This window comes from Planotetraspora sp. A-T 1434, assembly GCF_025420585.1.
Classification (GTDB): Bacteria; Actinomycetota; Actinomycetes; order Streptosporangiales; family Streptosporangiaceae; genus JAOEGB01.
The window spans coordinates 579,833-600,910 of record NZ_JAOEGB010000001.1 but is presented as its reverse complement, the minus strand read 5'-3'; the positions used below and the strand labels follow the sequence as shown (position 1 = coordinate 600,910).

The following is a 21,078-nucleotide window of genomic DNA, read 5'->3' as shown; positions in this document are numbered from 1 at the left end:
GTTGGAGGGCTTCGTTTGGAGGGAATCGTGACCGGGGGCGATGGCCGCCGTCTATGAGGCTGTCCTCATATTCGGTGCGGTTCGCCGCAGTGACAAAAGCGGTGGTCTGCCGGGTACCGGCACGAAAGGCCTCTTCGTACGGTAAGTGACATCTCCGCATTCCCCGGCCGCGCCGGGGTCCCCCGGCGAGCTCTGGGGCACACGGCCCTGCGCAGCGGCCGGGACAAGCGTCGGAGCGTCCCTTCCCACGTCAAGGAGTCCCCCGTGTCCGTCCCTTCGTACGCCTCATCGAGACCGGCGCGTACCCTGACGGTCTCGTTCGTCGCCTCGACCGTCGCTCTCTCGGCCTGTACGGCTGCCGCGCGGCCGACGACCGCCACTCCCCTGAAGACCGCCACGACTACGGTCACGGCCACTCCCGGGCCCACGAGCACGGCCACGCCCACGCCGGCCGGGGAGGTGTCCATCCCCGACACGCCCGTCGGCCGGCAACTGCGGTGGTTCCTGAATGCCGCCGCCACACCGCCGATCCCGGAGGACGAGCTGGCGGCCCATCTGAGCGCCGGGTTCCTGGCTCAGGTCCCTCCCGCCGAGTTCAACAAGGTCATACAGGGGCTCGGCGGCCTGCGGCTGGACGAGCTGATCGACGTCCAGCCCACCGCCCTGGTCGGCCTGGTGACGGCCGGCGCCCGCCAGTTGAAGCTCTCGATCTCGGTGGACGGCGCCGAGAAGATCGACGGCCTCCTGCTCACCCTTGCCGGTCCGCCGCCCAACTCCCCCACGAGTTGGGACGAGCTCGACCGGCGCCTGCGCGCGGTCGCCCCTCAGGTGGGCTTCCTGGCGGCCGAGGTGACCGCGAACGGCAGGTGCCGTCCGGTCCACGCCGTCGCGCCCAGTGCTCCGCGGCCCATGGGCTCGATGTTCAAGCTGTACGTCCTGGGCACCGTGGCCGACCGGATCCGCGCCGGCCGGCTCTCCTGGGACACACCTCTGACGATCAGGCCCGAGCTGAAGAGCCTGCCGAGTGGCGAGTTGCAGGACCGGCCCGACAACAGCACGGTGCCGCTCCGCGAGGCGGCCCAGCTCATGATCTCCATCAGCGACAACACGGGCGCCGACCTGCTCATCGACAAGGTGGGCCGTTCCAGGGTCGAGGACGAGGTCCGGAAGTGGTCCGGCCGGACGAAGCTCAACACTCCGTTCCTCACCACGCGGGAGCTGTTCCTCCTCAAGGGGGCCGACTATCCCCGCCTCGCCCGGACATACCTGTCCCTCACCCGCGAGGGGCGGCGCGACTACCTCGGGAAGACCGTGGCGAAGACGCCCCTGTCGAAGGTGGCGCCGTGGGACAAGCCCCGAGACATCGGCAGTCTGGAGTGGTTCGCCTCGCCCAATGACGTCTGCCGCGCCTACGCCGGGCTGTCCTCGCTCGACAGCAGGCCACTCGACGCGGTGATGTCCGCCAACGACGCGGGCCTCAACCTCGACAGGAAGGAGTGGCCGACGGTCTGGTACAAGGGCGGATCCGAACCCGGCGTCCTCACCATGGGGTTCCTCGCCCGGTCCGCGCAGGGCAGGACCTACGTGGTCACCGCGATGACGGCCGACCCCCGCGCCGCGCTCGACGAGACCCCCGCCGCGAGCGAGCTCCTCTCCCTCGTCTACGGCTCACTCACCCTTCTCAAGCGCGCCTCATGAGGAGCGGTCAGCCGGTGAAATCCCCGGCGGCGACTCGGAGGATCTTGAGGAGGTCGAACATCTCGGACAGGTCGGCTTCGCCGTACATGCCCATGCCGAATCCGGCCCGCGTGAGATCGTCGGTGGCCTGCCGTACGACCTCCTGGCCCTGAGGAGTGATCTCGGCGAGCACGCCACGGCCGTCCCTGGGGTTGCGCATCCGGCGGACCAGCCCGGCCCGCTCCAGGCGGTCGATGGTGTTCGTCACGCTCGTCGGATGGACCATGAGCCGCTCGCCGATCTTGGACAGCGACAGCGCCCCCGTCCGGCTGAACGTGAGCAGCACCAGAGCCTCGTAACGCGCGAAGGTCAAATCGTACGGCTTGAGCAGCGTGTCCAGTTGCGCCAGCAGGATCTGGTGGGCTCTCATGATCGAGGTGACCGCGGCCATGGCGGAGGACGGCCCGAACTTGGCACGCCATGTTTCCGCGGCCTGCTGGATTGGGTCGAAGGGCAGGTTCAAAGGCTTCGGACCACCGGTGGACGATGGGCCTGAGCTGGGCGGGACGGACACAGCGATATACGGTATCGCGACCCCATTCCTTATCGCTTCGGGCACGTAGCGTAACCGAATTCATTCCTTGACCCCCAGAACCCGCCCCCTCAGGGTCACCCTCCGTTATGGTTGCCACGTCAAACGGTGAGGCGGCGGCAAACCCGGGGGCACGGGGAGTCACGTCTGCTAGGGGAGCGTCTGACACGACGTGGCGGCAGACGTGGTGAGGTCGGCCGGCGGACCAGCGCCAAGGGGAACGGCGCGGTTCCACGCCCCGCTCACACAGGCACGGGGGGTGCTTGATAGATGGGCAGCATGCCTGCCTCGGTGCGTAAAACGCACCGGATATCGACGCTGGCGTGGCCGGGGGCCGCGCCGGACTGTGGGTAACCACAGAGGCGTTTCACGCGAGGAGCTGAGACACGGCGCGGTCGTCACGGTGACCGTGTTGCTGGCGCTCGGCCTCGTCACCGCGTGGAGCGTCCTCATACCGGGCTTCATGGACTGGGACGACATCGTGGTGGCCGTCATCGGCTCACTGCGGCTGACGGGCCCGGTGGCGGCGGCGTTCGCCGCGTGGGTGGCGGTGCGCGGTCGCCGCGCCAACAACGGCCGCGCCCTCACCCCGTGGCGGGCCGTGAAGGCCCCGCTCGCCATACTTGTCGTGGTCTCCGGCTCGTTCGGGGCGACGGTCCTGGTGCTCTGCCTGCGGGCGGCGCTGGGCGAGCAGCCGGGCCACCTGCTGCCGAGCGGCCTCGCGATGTGCGTCGCCTCGCTCGCGCTCTATGTGGTCGTGGGCTGGATCGTCGGCTGGCTCGTGCCTCTCCTCGTCACGCCGGTCCTCGCCGGGATCGGCACCTACGGGCTGTTCACCGGGCTGGCCAACGGCTGGACGTGGGCTGATCGGCTCGCTCCCGCAACGCGTGAGCCGTACGACGTCTTCGAAGGGCTGAGCGCGGACGCGTTCAGCGACCAGACGCTGTGGCTGCTGGGCCTCAGCGCCGCGCTGCTGCTCGGCTGGGTCGCGCTCGTGACCAGGCGGACGCTGGCGCTGGCCGCCGCCGTGATCGCCGTGCTCGCCGCGGGCACGGGCGGCGCCCGGCTCGTGATGGAGCCGCAGACGTTGGCCGCCAGCGAGCGTCTCGTCTACAGCTGCCAGGAGTGGCCGATCAGCGTGTGCGTCCACCCGGCGATGCGCGCCGGCCTGACCGAACTGGCCGGCACCTTCACGACCATCGCCGCCAGGCTGGCGGGCACCCCGGCGGCGTTCAAGCGGGTCGAGCAGCACGCCCGGGGCGACGACGCGCCCGCCGATCCGGGCGTCGTGTTCATCCACGTCGACGACCTCGGGGTGGGCTACGCCGAGCGCGCGGCGGCCGAGTTCCTCGACCGGCTGGCCAAGCCGTGCCCCGGGATGATCTCGGCCGGATACCGGGCCATCGTGGTCGCCTGGCTGCGGAACCAGCCGCTGCCCGGCGGGACGCTGCCGGAGCACCAGTACGCCGCCAGGTGGTTCTCCGAGCTCACCGAGAACCAGCGGCGTGACTGGCTGCGGATGTTCTACTCCGACTTCGCCTCCTGCCGGCTGCAGAGCAGGCACTTCGGCGGCGGGGCCAGGCCCATCGATCCGAACATGACGGGCTACCCGGAGAATCCCACCCCGGCGTACGCGCCGATCTACCCCGTGGATCCGAGCCCGGCCTACCCTGCCACGCCGATCACAGTTCCTTCGCCGGGTGTGTCCGGCGGCATCCCGGGCCAGGGTACGGGACAGGGTGTGGGACCGGGCACTGGGCTCGGGCAGGCGCCCGGTCAGGTGCCGGGTGGGGGTCTGGGTCCGTGCCCGGGTGCCGCGATGGGTTCGGGCCCGGCCGCCGGGCCGGGCTTCGGCCCGGGCGCGGCGTTCAGACCAGGCGCCGCATCGGGTCCGGGCCGGTTCCGCCGCCCCGGCGCCGGATCGGGCCGCCACTCGGGCTTCGGCCCCGGGGCGGGATTCGGCCGACGCGCGGGAGACGGTCCGCGCGGGTGGTTCGGCCCGGGTCCGGAGTTCCGTTCAGGCGCCGCATCGGACCCGGACTCGGGCTTCGGTCGGGGCGCCGCGTCCAACCCCGGCCACCTCCACGGACCCGGTGCCGCATCGGGCGCGGGCTTCGGTCGGGGCGCCGCATCCGGCCCCGGCCACCTCCACGGACCCGGTGCCGCATCGGATCCGGGCGCGGGATCCGGCCCACACGGGCCGTCCCGGCCGGGCGCCAAGTACGGCCCGGGCGCCGGGTCCGATCCCGGAGAGTCGTGCCCGGGTGCCGGGACAGGTTCCGCTGGGTCCGGCACGGGATCGGGCTCCGGTGCCTCTGGATCCGGTGGAGCCGGCTCAGGCGCTGGATCCGGGTCGGGCTCCGGATCGGGGGTCGTGCCGGGTGGGTCCGGTCCAGGCTCTGGACCGGGACCCGGACCGGGCCCTGGACCGGGCGCCGGCGGATCGGGGCCGGGCGGGGCGCCGGGTGGAACGGGTCCCGGCGCGGGTCCCTCCCCGAGAACCGAGTTACCGCCGGACCCCGATGGTCCGCCGCCACCGGCCTCTGGCGCCCCGGTGGCACCGGACTCCGCGCGGGCTCCCGGCCTCCGGAACCGCATCGAGTCGGCCGATGGCCGCCCCGGCGGTTTCCGCCACCCAGGCGGCAGCGGACTCCGGCGGCACAGCCGTACGGACGGAGATCGCTAGTTTCCCGGGCCCGAGGTGAGTTCGGGGGAATCGGGGGAAGATGTCTTCCCGTGGACCGCCAGACCCGACCCCCCCGCGCGCCGGCCCCCACCGAGCCCGCCACGCGGCGTTCCCGACGAGGCTGGCGTTGGCTCGCCGGCTTCCTTTTCGTCGTCCTCCTCATCGTTGTGGGCGCGAGACTGACGTGGTCCTGGCTGAACCCGCTCGGGGAGCAGACCATCGACCGCAGCGGCCCGGTGCTGCTGCAGTCGATGCAGAACCTGAGCAGGTTCGAGGCGGCGACCGGCAACTTCCAGGTCGTGGTGGACCTGGAGAAGGACGCCAACTTCCTGCCCGACGCCATCAAGGGCACCCGGACGCTGTTCGTGGGCGCCGGCAACGTGGACGCCTACGTCGACTTCTCCACTCTCCCCAAGGACGCGATCACCGTCTCCCCCGACCGCAAAACCGTGACCGTACGGCTGCCGCACGCCCAGCTGGAGAAGCCGAACCTGGACAACAAGCGGTCGTACGTCTTCGCGCAGCAGCGCGGGCTCTTCGACCGGGTGTCGGACTTCCTGACGTCCTCACCGCAGAACCAGCAGGAGCTCTACCTGCTGGCCGAGAAGAAGATCGCCGACGCGGCGGTCAGCAGCGACCTCCGTAACCGTGCCGACCAGAACACGAAGGCGATGCTGGAGGGCATGCTGAAGTCCCTCGGCTTCACCACCGTCGTGATCAAGTACGCCGACGAGCCCTGACCCGCCTGCCCGAGGCGGCAGCCGTACGGGCCGCGAACGGTCAGCCGAGGGCGGCGATGAGGTCGTCGGCGGCGGTGTAGGGATCGGTGTCCGCGGCGAGCAGCCGCTCGGCGAGCCCGTCGAGCCGATCGCCGTGGAGATCGGCGAACCGGGATCTCAGCTGGGCGAGCGCGACGGCCTCGATCTCGTCCCTCGCGCGGGCGAGCCTGCGGCGGCGGGACTCGCCGGACTCCTCCAGATACGCCACGTGCTTGTCGAGCGCGGCCACCAACTCGTCGGCGCCCTCGCCCTTGGAGGCGATCGTGGTGACGATGGGGGGCCGCCACGGCGCGTCGATCAGGGAGACCATGTTCCGCAACTCGCGTACGGTCGCCTGAACGCCGTCACGGTCGGCCTTGTTGACCACGAAAACGTCGGCGACCTCCAGGATGCCGGCCTTGGCGGCCTGGATGCCGTCGCCCATCCCCGGGGCCAGCAGCACGATCGTGGTGTCGGCCAGGCGGGCGACGTCCACCTCGGCCTGGCCGACCCCCACCGTCTCGATGAGGATCACGTCGCACCCGGCGGCGTCGAGCACGCGGAGCGCCTGCGGCGTCGCCCAGGACAGCCCTCCGAGGTGACCGCGGCTGGCCATGCTGCGGATGAAAACGCCGGGATCGGTGGCGTGTTCCTGCATCCGGACGCGGTCGCCGAGCAGCGCCCCTCCGGTGAAGGGGCTGGAGGGATCCACGGCGAGCACGCCCACCCGGCTGCCGCGACGGCGGAATGCCTTGACGAGCATGCCCGTGGCCGTCGACTTCCCCACACCCGGTGAGCCCGTGAGGCCGATGACCTTCGCGGTGTACGGCTTCCGCGTCCCGGTCGCGAGCTCCGCCATGACCTCGCGGAGTGCCTTGGCCGAGCCGGGAGACGAGACGGCGTTCTCGACGAGCGAGATCAGCCGGGCCACCGCACGCGGCCGCCCTCGTCGCGCCTCGTCGACGAGCTCCCGGACGTCCACCTTCACCTCCACCCTCAGGTCACCTATGCCCGATCACGTACGGCGAATCGCCCGCTCGCCGGGCGGGGACGGAAGCCTGTGCATGATCATGCTGTGTGTTACGCCCGGTCACCGGGCCTGTCGAGGAACCTGTGCATGATCACGACCTGCGTTGGGGCTGGCCGGCGGCCCTTGCGGGAACCTGTGCATGATCACGGCCAGGGGCTTGTGCGTGATCATCACATCATTGGGCGGCGGGGACGCGGATGATCAGGGCGTCGCCCTGGCCGCCGCCTCCGCAGAGGCCGGCGGCGCCCAGTCCACCGCCTCGGCGCCTGAGCTCGTGGGCCAGCGTGAGCACGATGCGGGCGCCGGAGGCGCCGATGGGGTGGCCGAGCGCGATGCCGCCGCCGTTCACGTTCACCTTGTCGAGCGGAATGCCCAGCTCCTTGACCGACTGGAGCACGACCTGGGCGAACGCCTCGTTGATCTCGACGAGGTCGAGGTCGCCGGCCGTGAGGCCCTGCTTGGCGAGCGCCTGGCTGATGGCGTTGGCGGGCTGGGACTGCAGAGAGTTGTCCGGCCCCGCGACGTTCCCGTGCGCGCCGATCTCGGCCAGCCACTCCAGGCCCAGTTCCTCGGCCTTGGCGCGCGACATGACCACCACGGCCACGGCGCCGTCGGAGATCTGGGAGGCCGAGCCGGCCGTGATCGTGCCGTCCTTCGTGAAGGCGGGCCGGAGCCGCGCGAGGGTGTCCATCGTCGTGTCCTCACGAATGCCCTCATCGGCCGAGAAGACGACGGGCTCCCCCTTCCTCTGGGGCAGCGACACCGGGACGATCTCGTCGTCGAACAGGCCGTTCTTGGTGGCCTGGGCGGCGAGTTGGTGGGACCGGGCGGAGAACTCGTCCTGCTCCTCGCGGGTCAGCCCGAGGCGGGCGTTGTGCCGCTCGGTCGACTCCCCCATCGCGATCTGGTCGAACGCGTCGGTCAGCCCGTCGAAGGCCATCGAGTCCACAACGCCGGCATTGCCGTACTTCACACCCTTGCGCAGACCGGGGAGCAGGTGCGGCGCGTTGGTCATCGACTCCATGCCGCCCGCGACCACGATGTCGAACTCGCCGGCCCTGATGAGCTGGTCGGCCAGGGCGATGGCGTCGAGGCCCGAGAGACAGACCTTGTTGATGGTGAGCGACGGGACGGTCATGGGTATGCCCGCCTTCACGGCGGCCTGCCGGGACGGGATCTGTCCGGCTCCCGCCTGGAGCACCTGACCCATGATCACGTATTGGACCTGGTCCGGCGCCACGCCCGCGCGCGACAGCGCGGCCTGGATCGCGATGCCGCCCAACTCGACGGCGGACAGATCGGCGAGCGAGCCCAGGAGCCGCCCGATGGGCGTGCGGGCTCCGGCGACGATGACGGATCCAGACATTACGGGGGCCTCCATCACGGGATCAGGACGACGGTGTCACCATACCCATCAGTATGTGACCCATCAGTACGCGGGCGACCATCACGGCCGTCCCCGTTGGCGAAGGAGGGCGACGATGCTGCTCAGGATCGACCACGTGGGCATCGCCTGCCACAATCTGGCAGAGAAGATCGAGTTCTACGAGTCCGTGTTCGGCCTCACGGTGGTGAGCCGGGAGGTGAACGAGGAGCAGGGAGTGCGCGAGGCCATGCTGCACGTGGCGGACGGCGACCGGGGCGCGTCCTACGTCCAGCTCCTGGAGCCGCTGCACCCTGACACCGCCGTGGGCAAGTTCCTCGCCAAGCGCGGCGAGGGTGTGCATCACATCGGTTATGGAGTGGCCGACGTGACCAAGGCGCTCGAGGACATCGGCGCGAAGGGGGTCCGCTTGATCGATCAGCGACCCAGGCATGGGTCAATGGGTGCCTCAATCGCGTTTCTGCATCCGAAGGACGTGGGAGGAGTTCTCACGGAGCTTGTCGAGACATCCAGGCAGACATCAAGGCACTGACCTAACGCAAGAAAGGCTCATACGTAACAAGTCGCGCAGAAAGTCGGAGGGGGCCTCCAACGCGGCAGTACCGGAGTACGCTGGCGTACCACCGGACGTGGATCCCTATGGGCTCCTCGCCTCGGATGTCCGAACCCCCCGTCCGGCCCGTGTAGCCGTCTCGACAACCAGGATCGAGCCTCATGCAGTCCGACATCGACGCCCAGCTCAACAATTTCTTCGAAGACGCCCCTTCTCGGGAATTCGACGTGGTGCTCCGCGGCTATGACCGGCACCAGGTCCACGACCACTTGAAGACGCTCGACACCGAGCTGCGTCAGGCCAAGGAACAGGTCTCCGCTCTCCAGCGTGACCTGTCCGACTCGCAGCGGCAGTTGCAGGAGCAGGAGCGTCCGACCTACTCCGGTCTCGGCGCCCGCATCGAGCAGCTGCTGCGCCTGGCGGAAGAGCAGGCCACGGAGCTCGTGCAGGCTGCCAGGTCGGAGGCCAACGAGATCAAGGCCGCCGCCAAGGTGGACGCCGCCGACCTGCGCGCCGCCGCGGAGAACGAGGCCGCCGAGAAGCGTGCCCTCGCCGCCCGTGAGGCCGAGGACATGCGGAGCACCGCCGAGCGCGACGCCGAGGAGATCCGGTCCACCGCCAAGCGTGAGTCGGACGAGCTGACCTCCACGACCGAGCGCGAGGTCGCCAAGCTCCGCGCCACGGCCGACCACGAGGTCGCCGAGAAGCGCGCGGACGCCGAGCGTGAGATCGCCAAGCTGCGCACCACGACCGAGCGTGAGGTGGCCCAGCTCCGGGCGTCCACCAAGCGCGAGCGCGACGAGGTGCTCACCACCGCCAAGCGCCAGGCGGACGAGATGCGCGCCCAGGCGCAGCGGGTCCTGGAGGAGTCCGAGGCCAAGCGGGCGCAGGACGAGGCCGAGTTCGAGATCCAGCTCGCCGCCCGCCGCGAGGAGGCCGAGCGCCAGGAGGCCGAGCGCCACGCCACCGCGCAGGCCAACACGCAGAAGCTGGTCGCCGAGGCCGAGCAGCGCGCCGCCACCGCCGAGCAGCGTGCCACCAAGGCCACCCAGCAGGCGGAGCAGACCCGCCGCGAGGCCGACACCCACGCGAAGCAGCTTCTCGCCAACGCGCGCAAGAACGCCGACCAGCTCGTGGCCGAGGCGAAGTCCAGCGCCGAGTCGATCGTGAGCGACGCGAAGAGCGAGGCGGAGCGGACGCGCACCTCGATGCAGCGTCAGGTCGACGAGCTCACGCGTCAGCGCGACAGCATCACCAGCCACCTCGCGCAGCTGCGCCAGCTGCTCGGGGGCGCGGCGCTGCCGGGCATGGACCCGGAGCCGGCCCCGGTCGCGGCGGCCCCGGCCAAGCCGGCCCTTTCGGCCGCGCCTTCTCTGAGCGAGAAGCCGGTGGTCTCACCCAAGCCTGCCGAGCCCGCCGCGAAGAGCGACGACGATGCGGAGTGGTGGCAGGAGTAATAAGGGCTGACGCTTTCGGGGAGTTCTGCGACGGCTATCGCAGCGGGGCCCGGCGGATTCGTTCCGCCGGGCCCTTGCTCGTTTCCGCGTGCGCCGTTCCCGTGGCGCCCGTCCCCGGTGCCCGTCCGCGGCGCCGTTCTTGCGCAGCGGCAGGGGCCCGCATGCCAGGCCGGAGAGCCAGGACATGATCACGCGACACGTTTCCGCAGGCCGTACGACACACGCGGGAATGCCTGCATGATCACGCGCGGGGTGGGCGGATGGACTGGACGAACTCCGCGACGACGCGGTTGAAGGGCTCGGGCTGCTCGATGGCGGACAGGTGGCCGGCCTTTTCGATGACGGTCAGTTTCGCCTCCGGAATGGCCTCGGCCATCGCCTCCGCGTCGGACGGGGGCGTCAGCTCGTCCTCGTCGCCCACGACGACCAGCGCGGGCACACCGAGGCTCCGCAACGTGCCGAAGGAGTCGGGTCGTGCGGCCATCGCGCGCTGCGCCCAGGCCACCGCAGGAGGTGGAGCCGCCTGGACCAGGCCGCGGACCCGTCCGAGCACCATTCCTCGACGCTGCTTGGTCGTCTTTCCGACGAGCATCGGAAGTGACTCCTCCAGCAGGATGCCGGTCCCGGCGTCGAGCACGGCCGCGGCGATCCGCTCCCGGTTGGCCTTGGCCGCCTCCGTGTCGGCACTGGCCTTGGTGTCCGCGAGGATCACGCCCAGCAGCCGGTCGGGGTGACGGCGGCACAGGGCCATCGTGACGTAGCCGCCCATCGACTGGCCGCCGATCACGGCCCGGTCGATGCCCTCCTCGTCGAGCAGCGCCGCCACGTCGTCGGCCATCGCGTCGACGGAGGGCTCGTCACCGCCCAGCCGCGAGCCGCCGAAGCCGCGCAGATCCGGAGTGATGACCTTGCAGGCGGACGCCAGGCCCTCACGCTGGGCCAGCCACATCGCGGACGAGAAGGGGAAGGCGTGCAGGAGGACGACAGGCGTGCCGCTCCCGGCCGATCGCGAGTAGAGCTGCATCAGGTCACGGTAACGCGCGGTCGGCCGCTTGCCATCCTTCGTCACCGATTCGCGACGACAGGACCGGGACGGCCGGGGCCGGACGCGACGACGCCCGTACGGCTGCCGAAGCCGATTGCGCCAGAGTCAGACCTCGGTCGGCAGGGGGGCGGTGGTGGGGTTCACCCGCTTGACGATCTCATCGAGGACGATCCGCACGTACGGCTCGCCGACCCACAGGTGCTTGGCCCCCTCGACGCCGACGACCTCGGCCTGGGGCACCCGGGCGAACCGCCGGACGGCCTCCTCCGGCCGCAGGTAGTCGTCGAACTCCGGGACGAGGGCGACCAGCGGCCGGCCGAACTCGGCCCAGGCGTCCAGGTCGTCGTCCGTGGCGCGGTGCAGCGGGGGCGAGAGCAGGATCGCGCCCTCGACCAGCGGGTCGCGTCCCCACTTCAGGGCAAGCTCGGTGCCGAAGGACCAGCCGAGCAGCCACGGGTGCGGCAGGTCGTGGAACTCGGCGTATTCAAGGGCCGCGGCCACGTCGTACCGCTCGCCGTTCCCGTCCTCGAACGCCCCCTGCGAGGTGCCGCGGTCGGAGGTCGTCCCCCGGGTGTTGAAGCGCAGCACGGCGAGATCGGCGAGGGCGGGCAGCCGGTAGGACGCCTTGCGCAGCACGTGGCTGTCCATCATGCCGCCGTGCGTGGGCAGGGGATGCAGGCAGATCAGCGTGGCCGCCGGCGGCCTGGTCTCGGGCAGCGCCAGCTCCCCCACCAGGGTCAGCTCGTCGGCCGTGACGAGCTCGATGTTCTCCCGGCGGGCCGGCAACACCGTGGACGCCCTGATCTCCATCCCCACCCCTCCGTCCCCTTCGCCGTGATCATGCACAAGTTCCCACACACTACCCAGGACCGGCCACTGCCCCGGTCGTGATCATGCACGCGTTCCGTCCCCCGCACCCCCACCAGCGCGTCCTCTCAGCGTGATCATGCACGCGGGGCGTGAGCGGCCTTCAGTAGCGGCTGCGTCCCGGACCCCGGTTGACCCGGTTCCGCCAGCACGCGGTGTGCCAGTGGCGCCGCTCCTCCTCGCCGCCGGGCCAGGCGGGCCAGCTGACGATGTGCGGCAGGCCCGGCCGGATCTCGTGGTCGCACCCCGGACACCGGTACGTCTTGGCCAGCGCCGCGCCGGACACGTTCCGCACCACCCAGTCGCCGTCGGCCGAGCTCTCCACCCGGTCCACCCCGGCCACCGAACCGACGACCGGCCGTACGGCACCGCGACCGTCGGTGCGGTCGTAAGGGCCGAGGCGTCGCGCGCGGCGGGGGCTCACGTCAGCGGTCCTTCCGGGGGTTCATATGAGGCAGAACAGAGGATCTGCCGCCATTCTTCCAGGCCGGGTCAAGCCCGGGTCTGGCACGGGCGAAGGTCGTCAGCCCGCGTGCTCCCGGATGCTCGGCACTCCGGCCGTCACGAGCTGGTCGAGCAGCGGCGCGGGGGCGAAAGACGGCTCCCGATACTCCGCGTAGAGCGCGCGCAGGCCGTCCCGCACCTTCTCCAGCCCGATGGCGTCGAGCATCTCGAACGGCCCGGCCGGGTAGCCACAGCCCAGCCTCATCGCGTTGTCGATGTCCTCGACCGTCGAGTAGCCCGACTCCAGCATGCGGACCGCGTCGTTCAGATAGGGGTACAGCAGCGCGTTGACGACGAGGCCCGCCCGGTCCCGGCAGCTGACCGGCGTGCGCCCGATCACCTTCATCAGGTCGTGTGCGGCCGCCGCCGCCTCGTCCGAGGTGAGCACGGTCGAGGCGATCTCGGCCACCGCGTCGCCCACCAGGTGCAGGCCCACGAGCCGCTCCGGATGCGGGAGCCGTACGGCGAGCTCGACGACGGGGGTGTCCGACAGGGCGATGACGACGTCGGCGCCGGCGACCGGGGTCAGATCCGAGGTCTCCGCGACCACGGCCTTGAAGCCGGCGGCGTCGAACCGCGCGAGCAGGGCGGCCGCGTCCTCCCCGTCTCCGACGATTCCGGCCATCGACACGGCGGACCTCGCCGCGGTCTCGTGCGTGGGAGGCGTGCCGTCGGCGTAGGAGTAGAAGCCGCGGCCGGTCTTGCGCCCGAGCAGGCCCGCCGTGACCAGCTCGCGCAGCACGGGCGCGGGCGCGTGGCGGCGGTCGCGGCTCTCCCGGAACAGCACCTCGCACACCTCGTAGGACGTGTCCAGCCCGATCAGGTCGAGCAGGGTGAACGGTCCCATCGGGAAGCGGACGCCCAGCTTCATCGCGGCGTCGATGTCGTCACGGGTGGAGCGTCCCGACTCCACCAGGCCGCACGCGTGGTTGAGGTAGCTGAGCAGCAGCCGGTTGACCACGAACCCGGCCCGGTCGCCGACCGTGACCGGTGTCTTGCCGAGCCGCCGGGCGAGATCCGCGATGTCGGCGGCCAGGCCGTCCTCGGTGACGACCGTGTGGATGACCTCGACAAGCTTCATGATCGGCGCGGGGTTGAAGAAGTGCATCCCGATCACCTGCGCGGGGCGCGACGTGGTGGCCGCGATGGCGGTGACCGACAGCGAGGAGGTGTTGGTGGCGAGCACGGCCGACGGCTTGCAGATGCGGTCGAGGTCGGCGAACAGCCCCCGCTTGAACTCCATGACCTCGGGGATCGCCTCGATCACCAGATCGGCGTCGGCCAGGTCCTCGCGGGAGGTGGTGAGCACGATCCGGCCGAGGATCTCCTGCTGCTGGTCGGTGGTGAGCTTGCCTCTCGCGACCGCCTTGCCCGTGGAGCCCTCCAGATGGCCGCGCCCGCGGTCCAGCGCCGCCTCGTCCGCCTCCACGCCGATCACACTCAGCCCGGCGCGGGCGAAGACCTCCGCGATACCCGCGCCCATCGTGCCGAGCCCGACGACTCCGACCGTCTCAAACGTCCGTGCCATGGGAGACAGTGTCCCAGAGCGTCTCCCGGCTCCCGCAACCCCGGTAGGGTTGGCGCCCATGCGGCTGGTCATCGCGCGGTGCAGCGTGGATTACGTGGGAAGGCTGACGGCCCATCTCCCGATGGCGCCCCGGCTCGTCCTGATGAAGGCGGACGGCTCGGTCTCCATCCATGCCGACGACCGGGCGTTCAAGCCGCTCAACTGGATGAACCCGCCGTGCAAGGTCCGCGAGGAGACCATCGACGGCGTGCTGACCTGGTCGGTCATCCACGGGAAGACCGGTGAGAAGCTGGTCCTCACCATCGAGGAGATCCTGCACGACTCCAGCCACGAGCTGGGCGTCGATCCCGGCCTCCGCAAGGACGGCGTCGAGGCCCACCTGCAGGAGCTGCTCGCCGAGCACATCACGACGCTGGGTGACGGCTGGTCGCTGGTCCGCCGGGAGTACATGACGGCGATCGGCCCGGTGGACATCCTCTGCCGCGACCACCTCGGGGGCACGGTGGCCGTCGAGATCAAGCGCCGCGGCGACATCGACGGGGTCGAGCAGCTCACCCGCTACCTGGAGCTGCTCAACCGGGATCCGCGCCTCGCGCCGGTCAAGGGGATCTTCGCCGCGCAGGAGATCAAGCCCCAGGCGCGCGTGCTCGCCACCGACCGGGGCATCCAGTGCGTCACCCTCGACTACGACACGCTGCGGGGCATCGAGCCGGAGAACCCGACGCTCTTCTAGATTCCGGTTCAGAGAGATCGCGTCCTCCGATCGGAGGACACCGGCGGTCAACCGCTCGGGGGTGTCGCGAAAGCCGTACAACGATCACCCTGGAGGCATGACACACGCCATTCAGGTGCGCGGGCTGACGAAGCGGTACGGCGACGTCGAAGCGGTCGCGGGCCTCGACCTGGACATCAAGCGGGGCGAGGTCTTCGCCATCCTCGGCCCCAACGGGGCAGGCAAGTCGACCACCGTGGAGATACTCGAGGGCTACCGGAAGCGGGACGCCGGTGAGGTCAGCGTTCTCGGCGTCGACCCGGGCAGGCCGACCAGGGAGTGGAGGTCCCGGGTCGGCATCGTGGCGCAGACGATGGAGGACGCGCCCGAGCTGAGCGTCCGCGAGACCGTACGGCACTTCGCGGCCTACTACCCCGACCCCAAGGACCCGGACGAGGTCATCGCCCAGGTGGGGCTTACCGAGAGCGCGAACAAGCGGATCCGCCAGCTCTCCGGCGGGCAGCGGCGGCGCGTGGACGTCGCGCTCGGCGTGATCGGCCGCCCCGAGCTGCTCTTCCTGGACGAGCCCACGACCGGCTTCGATCCCGAGGCGCGGCGGAACTTCTGGGAGCTGATCGAGGGGCTGGCCCACGACGGCACCACGATCGTGCTGACCACCCACTACCTGGAGGAAGCGGAGACCCTCGCCGACCGTGTGGCCGTCATCGCACGCGGCAGGATCGTCGCCGAGGGCGATCCAGCGACGCTCGGCGGCCGGGCGACGGCCAAGGCCCGCGTGAACTGGTCCGAGGGCTCGGTCGAGACCGACACCCCGACGAAGACCGTGCTGGAGCTGACCCGGCGCTATGACGGCGAGGTGCCCGAGCTCACGGTCACCCGGCCCACGCTCGAAGACATCTACCTGCGCCTCATCGAGCCCTCCTGAGTGAGCCCCTCCGGCAGGCGGCTCCTCCGCCGCCTGCGAGCCCCCGGCCTTCCCGACGCCCGAGCGGCGTCATTCCCCAGGCATTCCCCAGGCATTCCCCAGGCATTCCCCAGGCATTCCCCCGACCTGATCGAGGCCCCATGACCGACATCACCACAGCCGCTCCCCGTACGGCTGCCGCCCCGCCGATGCCGTCCGCCCTGAAGGTGGGCCTGGCCCGCGCCGCGATCGAGACGAAGATGTTCTTCCGCGAGAAGGACGCCGTCGTCTTCACGTTCTCCTTCCCGATCATCCTGCTCGTGCTGTTCGGGTCGATCTTCTCCGGCAGCCTGAAGGGGACCGGGCTCACGGTCTCGCAGCTCTACACCGCCGGCCTGATCGGGGCCGGCGTGATGGGCGCGGGCTTCCAGAACCTCGGCATCGGCATCGCGACCGAGCGCCAGGACGGCACGCTCAAGCGGCTGGCCGGCACGCCCATGCCGCGCAGCGCCTACTTCATCGGCAAGATCCTCAACGTCCTCGTCATCGCGTTCCTCGAAGTGGTCATCCTGCTGGCCATCGGCGTGCTGATGTACGACCTGGAGTTGCCGCGCGAAGCGTCGAAATGGGTGACCTTCGGCTGGGTGTTCGTCCTCGGCGTCTCGGCCGCGGCGCTCCTCGGGGTCGCCGCGAGCAGCCTGCCGCGGTCGGCCAAGAGCGCCGCGGCCGTGATCAGCATGCCGTTCGTCGTGCTGCAGTTCATCTCGGGGGTCTACATCCCCTTCACGGAGATGCCCACGTGGCTGATCAACGTGGCGTCGGTCTTCCCGCTCAAGTGGATGTGCCAGGGCTTCCGTTCCGTCTTCCTGGGTGACGCGGGGGCCACCCTGGAGCTGACGAAGTCGTACGAGCTGGACCGCGTCGCGCTGGTCCTCGGCGCGTGGCTGGTGGGAGGTCTCGTGCTGTGCCTGACGACCTTCCGCTGGAAGAGCCGCCGGGACGGATGACCACCGTGGCCGAGCCTTCCACGGGCGCCCGTGAGGTCAGCCGGCCTCACGGGCCTCTGAGCGCTGCGCGGAGAAGGGCGGTCGCGGCCCTCAGCCCCACGGCCTTCGGCGGCCGGGGCCTGACGCCAGGCCTGGTCGACGCCGACGGATCGTCCGGCGCCCACGCCTGGCAGACCTTCCGCGGATGGGAGACCCTCTTCGGGCTGTCCCTCGCGGTGACCGTGCTTTTCGTGACCCTCGACGACGGCGTCCCCGTCACCGGCAGGGTCACGACCGTCCTCCTGCTGGCCGCGTGCGCCCTCGCCTACGTGCTGCTGGGCCGTCCCGCCATCGTCGAGGACGAGGACGACAGCCGCCGCGGCCTCCTCTACTGCGGGCTGCTGATCGCGGCGTTCGTCCCGGCGTGTCTCATCGTGCCCGCCGCGTCGTTCGGGCTGTTCGCGCTGTGCCCGCAGATTTTCATGCTGCTGCGAGCCCGGAACGCGGTGGTGATGGTGCTGATTCTCAACCTGGCCCCGGCGGCCCGGTTCCTGACCCAGCCCATGCTCGACCGGAGCGACGTGCTCATGTTCGCCGGCACGGCGGCGATCGCCATCACGTTCACCCTCGTCTTCGGGCCGTGGATCACGCGGATCATCCACCAGAGTGCCGAGCGCGCCCACCTCATCGAGGAGTTGGAGGCCAGCCGCGCCGAGGTCGCGCGGCTGTCGTCTGAGCGGGGCGCCCTCGCCGAGCGCGAACGGCTCGCCGGGGAGATCCACGACACGCTCGCCCAGGGCTTCACCAGCATCATCATGCTGATCCAGGCGGCCGAGGCCCAGGCCGACCCGTCACATCTTCTGGGGCTTGCCGTACAGACCGCCCGGGAGAACCTGGCGGAGGCCCGCGTGTTGATCGCGGCGCTCAGCCCGGCGCCGCTCGACGGATCCACGCTCGACGAGGCGCTGCGCCGGGTCACCAGCAGGCTCGGGGAGGAGCTCGGGATCGAGGCGTCCTTCACGGCGGCGGGGCCTTCGCGGCCGCTGCCGCCCAGCACCGAGGTCGTGCTGATCCGGGCCGCCCAGGAGGGCCTGGCCAACGTGCGCAAGCACGCGGCGGCGTCGTCCATGGCCGTGTCCATCGAGTACGGCCCGGCCGAGGTGGCGCTGACCGTGCGGGACGACGGCGTGGGCTTCCGGGTGGGGACGTGCCAGGGGTACGGCCTGCGGGCGATGCGCACGAGGATCGAGCAGGAGGGCGGCACGGTCACGGTCGACACCTCCCCCGGCCACGGCACGACCCTCACCGTGATCATGCACCCCACCCCTCCCCCGGCGTGATCATGCAGACTTTCCCCTGCGGCCCCAGAACCGGCGCGAACACCCATCGTGATCATGCACAGGTTCCCGGGCAATCCCCGACCAGGCCTGATATGGAGCGTGATCTTGCAGTGATTCGGCTGCTGATCGTGGACGACCACCCCGTCGTACGGGAGGGGCTGCGCGGCATGCTGGAGTCCGACCCCGGAATCGAGATCGTCGGCGAGGCCGGCTCCGGCGACGAGGCGGTGATCCGCGCGGGCGAGTCGCGGCCGGACGTGATCCTGATGGACCTCAGGATGCCCGGGGGTGACGGAGTGAGCGCGACCACCCGGATCCTCGCGAACCACCCGGAATCCCGGGTGATCGTGCTCACGACCTACGAGACCGACCAGGACATCGTGCGCGCGGTCGAGGCGGGAGCCGCCGGATATCTTCTGAAGGACACCTCTCGTTCCAATCTCCTGATGGCGATCGCGTCAGCCGTACGGGGCGAAACCGTGCTATCGCCGTCAGTCGCCACCAAGCTGGTCACCCGCATGCGGGCGCCCATGCCCGATTCCCTCTCCCGGCGTGAGACCGAGGTCCTGTCCCTCGTCGCCCGCGGGCTCACCAACGCCGAGATCGGCAAGGCGCTCTTCATCAGCGAGACGACGGTGAAGACCCACCTGCTGCGCGTCTTCGGCAAGCTCGGCGTCTCCGACCGCACCGCCGCCGTGACCACCGCCCTCGACCGCGGCCTCCTCTGAGTCGCGTACGGCTGCCGCCCGCGCATGATCACTGAAGACGTTCCCCCAGGCCGAACAGCATGATCGGGACTTCGTGCGTGATCACCACCCAAGGTGGGGGCCGGTCGGCGGCCACCCTCGGAGAACCTGTGCATGATCACACCAAACTCGTGGGAGGTCTACGAGGCCGGTGAGATACATCCGGATAGGACCTTGACCCACTTGTCAAGTCGTTTAGCCACCTAGGCATATACCGGAAGTGCTAGTTTTACGGCACTTCCACATAAAGGATCTTGCGTTCATAATGATTAGTTCTGGGGGGCCATGACGGCGCGAGGTGAATAGTGGTGGGACGTGACTACCGGGGGATGTCCGCAGCCGAAAGGCTTGCAGATCGGAGGGAAAGGCTCATAACAGCGGCTTACACGCTGTTCGCTCACCCGGGCTTCCACTCAACGACCATCGAACGACTGTGCGCGACCGCCCGCATCTCGAACCGGGCCTTCTACGAGTGCTTCTCCAGCCGCGAGGACCTCATGCGGGCCGTCTACGACCGGTGCGTCGAGGAGACGCTCGCCTCGGTCAACGCCGCGATCGAGAAGGCGCCGCCGACGCTGGACGACCGGATCGTCGCCGGAATAGGGGAATACGTCCGGTTCGTCACACAGGACGTCCGCCGCGCCCGCGTCATGCACCTCGAAGTGCGCCGCGCCGGGAACGTTCTCACCAACGCCAGGCAGCACACGGTGAAGGCGTTCACGGAGATCATCGAGGAAGCCGTCCAGGACCTGCCTCAACGACCTCCGCTGGAGTTGCATCTGCTCGCCCTCGGCCTGATCGGGGCCATCACGGAGTTACTCATCGAATGGGTGCTCGCCGATCCGGCTCCCTCCACCGATCGGCTGGTCGACGCGTCGGTGCACATCTTCCGCCGCACCTTCGGCCCCGAGCCCACACCGGAGCCGAACGCCTGCACGGGCTGACTACGCTGAGCGGCATGACGCGAGCTGACAACGACAAGCCGGTCGTGCTGTCGAAGATCTACACCAGGACGGGCGACGACGGGACCACGGCCCTCGGCGACATGAGCCGGACCCGTAAGACCGACCCCCGGCTGGCGGCGTACGCCGACGTGGAGGAGGCCAACGCCGCCATCGGGGTCGCCCTCGCCACCGGAGGGCTCCCCGAGGACCTGACCGCCGTCCTCGCACGGGTGCAGAACGAGCTCTTCGACGTCGGCGCGGACCTGTGCACGCCGGTGACCGAGAATCCAGAGTTCCCGCCGCTGCGCGTCGAGGGGTCTTACATCGCCTGGATCGAGGAGCAGTGCGACCGGTTCAACGCGAGGCTGAAGCCGCTGCGCAGCTTCATCCTGCCCGGCGGCTCCCCCGCCACGGCATGCCTCCACGTCGCCCGCACCGTCGTCCGGCGGGCCGAGCGGACGACCTGGTCGGCGCTTGAGGCCCACGACGACGTCAACCCGCTGACCGCCAAATACCTGAACCGGCTGTCCGACCTGATGTTCATCCTCTGCCGGATAGCCGCCGACGGCGACGAGATCCTCTGGAAACCCGGCGCCACCCGCTAGGGAGCCGGTCAGGCAACCCCGCGCCACCCGCTAGGGAGCCGGTCAGGCAACCCCGCGCCACCCGCTAGGGAGCCGGTCAGGCAACCCGTCGCCGTGATCATGCAGGGTTTCCCGGGAGGCTCGGGGACGTGGGGTTCCCGTGGGGCTCCCCGGATCGTGATCATGCATGGATTCCGCCGTACGCGGTCTGATCAGGGCCGACGCCGTTAGTGATCATGCGGTGTCCGTCCGTCGGGCGCACCCTCGTCCTGCATGATCACGCTACACAAAGCATCAGGTAGGACGGTACGCGCGGGAACACGCGCATGATCACGCGGCAAGGGCGGGGCGGGATTCTACGCAGCGTCGAGGTGGGCGCTGGGTGGGGCGGATTCGAGCCAGGCGAGGAAGCCGGTCAGCGCGTCCTCGCTCATCGCGAGGGACAGGGGGCCTCTCTCGGCGGAGCAGTCGACCGTCCAGTAGCCCGCGGGACCCTCACCCGTCGTCAGCCTTCTCCGGCTGGAAACGGTGAGGCCGCGCCTCGCGATCGCGTGGCGCGGCCTCAGTCGCAGTCCAATGAAGGGGATCCAGTGGAGCTCTCCTCCGGCGTAGCGGGCTACCCCGCTCCTCCAGCCCCGCTGCCCGTCACGTACCCGGCAGACGACGGTGCCCCGGCTACGAGCCAGGGCGAACCCGCGGAAGACCAGGAGCGCGGCCACAACGGAGACGCCCACGAATATCTCAAGCGCCGCCATCGCCG

The 21,078-nt window shown here is 70.2% G+C and carries 20 protein-coding genes; 12 read left to right on the top strand and 8 right to left on the bottom strand.

The genetic code is table 11. The annotated features are described in order from the left end of the window. The first annotated feature begins 264 nt into the window (after positions 1-264). On the top strand, positions 265-1,698 hold the full coding sequence (locus N5079_RS02590; RefSeq protein WP_261581670.1) for a serine hydrolase: 1,434 nt from the start codon (positions 265-267) through the stop codon (positions 1,696-1,698). A gap of 7 nt (positions 1,699-1,705) precedes the next feature. Here the strand turns inward: N5079_RS02590 and N5079_RS02585 are convergent, their stop codons facing one another. Beyond that, positions 1,706-2,200 (bottom strand): MarR family winged helix-turn-helix transcriptional regulator, encoded by a 495-nt coding sequence (locus N5079_RS02585; RefSeq protein ID WP_261581669.1) that lies wholly within the window; start codon positions 2,198-2,200, stop codon positions 1,706-1,708. A 472-nt stretch (positions 2,201-2,672) separates the two neighbouring features. Here N5079_RS02585 and N5079_RS02580 point away from each other — a divergent pair, with 472 nt between their 5' ends. After that, entirely contained in the window at positions 2,673-4,955 is a 2,283-nt protein-coding gene (locus N5079_RS02580; RefSeq protein WP_261581668.1) for a hypothetical protein, read from the top strand. Between the two features lie 167 nt (positions 4,956-5,122). Then, the gene (locus tag N5079_RS02575; RefSeq protein WP_261581667.1) at positions 5,123-5,695 is read left to right on the top strand and encodes a DUF4230 domain-containing protein; all 573 of its coding nucleotides are present in this window, start codon (positions 5,123-5,125) and stop codon (positions 5,693-5,695) included. A 40-nt stretch (positions 5,696-5,735) separates the two neighbouring features. On the opposite strand, the gene meaB is transcribed toward N5079_RS02575, so the two are convergent. Together meaB and N5079_RS02565 are read right to left on the bottom strand one after the other, a co-directional pair. Further along, positions 5,736-6,695, bottom strand: coding sequence for a methylmalonyl Co-A mutase-associated GTPase MeaB (gene meaB, locus N5079_RS02570; RefSeq protein ID WP_261581864.1), 960 nt, complete (start codon positions 6,693-6,695; stop codon positions 5,736-5,738). 223 nt (positions 6,696-6,918) lie between these two features. Further along, a complete protein-coding gene (locus tag N5079_RS02565; RefSeq protein ID WP_261581666.1) occupies positions 6,919-8,109 on the bottom strand; it encodes an acetyl-CoA C-acetyltransferase in 1,191 nt (396 codons plus the stop codon). Between the two features lie 115 nt (positions 8,110-8,224). On the opposite strand from N5079_RS02565, the gene mce reads away from it, so the two are divergent. Next, complete coding sequence (gene mce / locus N5079_RS02560; protein WP_261581665.1) at positions 8,225-8,659, top strand: methylmalonyl-CoA epimerase; 435 nt, start codon at positions 8,225-8,227, stop codon at positions 8,657-8,659. A gap of 182 nt (positions 8,660-8,841) precedes the next feature. After that, positions 8,842-10,137, top strand: coding sequence for a DivIVA domain-containing protein (locus N5079_RS02555; protein ID WP_261581664.1), 1,296 nt, complete (start codon positions 8,842-8,844; stop codon positions 10,135-10,137). A gap of 241 nt (positions 10,138-10,378) precedes the next feature. Here the strand turns inward: N5079_RS02555 and N5079_RS02550 are convergent, their stop codons facing one another. From N5079_RS02550 to N5079_RS02535, 4 genes are all read right to left on the bottom strand, one after another. Next, positions 10,379-11,161, bottom strand: a complete 783-nt coding sequence (locus tag N5079_RS02550; RefSeq protein WP_261581663.1) for an alpha/beta fold hydrolase — start codon at positions 11,159-11,161, stop codon at positions 10,379-10,381. Between the two features lie 126 nt (positions 11,162-11,287). Next, the gene (locus N5079_RS02545) at positions 11,288-11,992 is read right to left on the bottom strand and encodes an alpha/beta hydrolase (RefSeq protein ID WP_261581662.1); all 705 of its coding nucleotides are present in this window, start codon (positions 11,990-11,992) and stop codon (positions 11,288-11,290) included. Between the two features lie 160 nt (positions 11,993-12,152). Next, positions 12,153-12,473: an ATP/GTP-binding protein gene (locus N5079_RS02540; RefSeq protein ID WP_261581661.1), complete on the bottom strand. Its 321-nt coding sequence runs from the start codon at positions 12,471-12,473 to the stop codon at positions 12,153-12,155. A gap of 99 nt (positions 12,474-12,572) precedes the next feature. Further along, positions 12,573-14,081, bottom strand: coding sequence for a 3-hydroxyacyl-CoA dehydrogenase family protein (locus N5079_RS02535; protein WP_261581660.1), 1,509 nt, complete (start codon positions 14,079-14,081; stop codon positions 12,573-12,575). Between the two features lie 58 nt (positions 14,082-14,139). Between N5079_RS02535 and nucS the strand changes: the two genes are divergently transcribed. The 7 genes from nucS (at position 14,140) to N5079_RS02500 (ending at position 20,339) form a co-directional block, all read left to right on the top strand. After that, a complete protein-coding gene (gene nucS / locus N5079_RS02530) occupies positions 14,140-14,814 on the top strand; it encodes an endonuclease NucS (protein ID WP_261581659.1) in 675 nt (224 codons plus the stop codon). 97 nt (positions 14,815-14,911) lie between these two features. Continuing rightward, positions 14,912-15,739 (top strand): ABC transporter ATP-binding protein, encoded by an 828-nt coding sequence (locus tag N5079_RS02525; protein WP_261581658.1) that lies wholly within the window; start codon positions 14,912-14,914, stop codon positions 15,737-15,739. A gap of 140 nt (positions 15,740-15,879) precedes the next feature. Continuing rightward, the gene (locus N5079_RS02520; protein WP_261581657.1) at positions 15,880-16,725 is read left to right on the top strand and encodes an ABC transporter permease; all 846 of its coding nucleotides are present in this window, start codon (positions 15,880-15,882) and stop codon (positions 16,723-16,725) included. Further along, positions 16,683-18,044: a sensor histidine kinase gene (locus N5079_RS02515; RefSeq protein WP_261581656.1), complete on the top strand. Its 1,362-nt coding sequence runs from the start codon at positions 16,683-16,685 to the stop codon at positions 18,042-18,044. Before N5079_RS02520 ends, N5079_RS02515 begins: the two co-directional genes overlap by 43 nt. A gap of 110 nt (positions 18,045-18,154) precedes the next feature. Beyond that, positions 18,155-18,772 (top strand): response regulator, encoded by a 618-nt coding sequence (locus N5079_RS02510; RefSeq protein WP_261581655.1) that lies wholly within the window; start codon positions 18,155-18,157, stop codon positions 18,770-18,772. 326 nt (positions 18,773-19,098) lie between these two features. Then, positions 19,099-19,734 carry a TetR/AcrR family transcriptional regulator gene (locus N5079_RS02505; protein WP_261581654.1) on the top strand — a complete coding sequence of 212 codons (636 nt, stop codon included), beginning with the start codon at positions 19,099-19,101 and terminating at the stop codon, positions 19,732-19,734. A gap of 14 nt (positions 19,735-19,748) precedes the next feature. Further along, complete coding sequence (locus tag N5079_RS02500) at positions 19,749-20,339, top strand: cob(I)yrinic acid a,c-diamide adenosyltransferase (RefSeq protein WP_261581653.1); 591 nt, start codon at positions 19,749-19,751, stop codon at positions 20,337-20,339. 335 nt (positions 20,340-20,674) lie between these two features. Here N5079_RS02500 and N5079_RS02495 read toward each other — a convergent pair whose 3' ends face one another. Beyond that, positions 20,675-21,073 carry a DUF2550 domain-containing protein gene (locus N5079_RS02495; RefSeq protein ID WP_261581652.1) on the bottom strand — a complete coding sequence of 133 codons (399 nt, stop codon included), beginning with the start codon at positions 21,071-21,073 and terminating at the stop codon, positions 20,675-20,677. Positions 21,074-21,078: the final 5 nt, after the last annotated feature.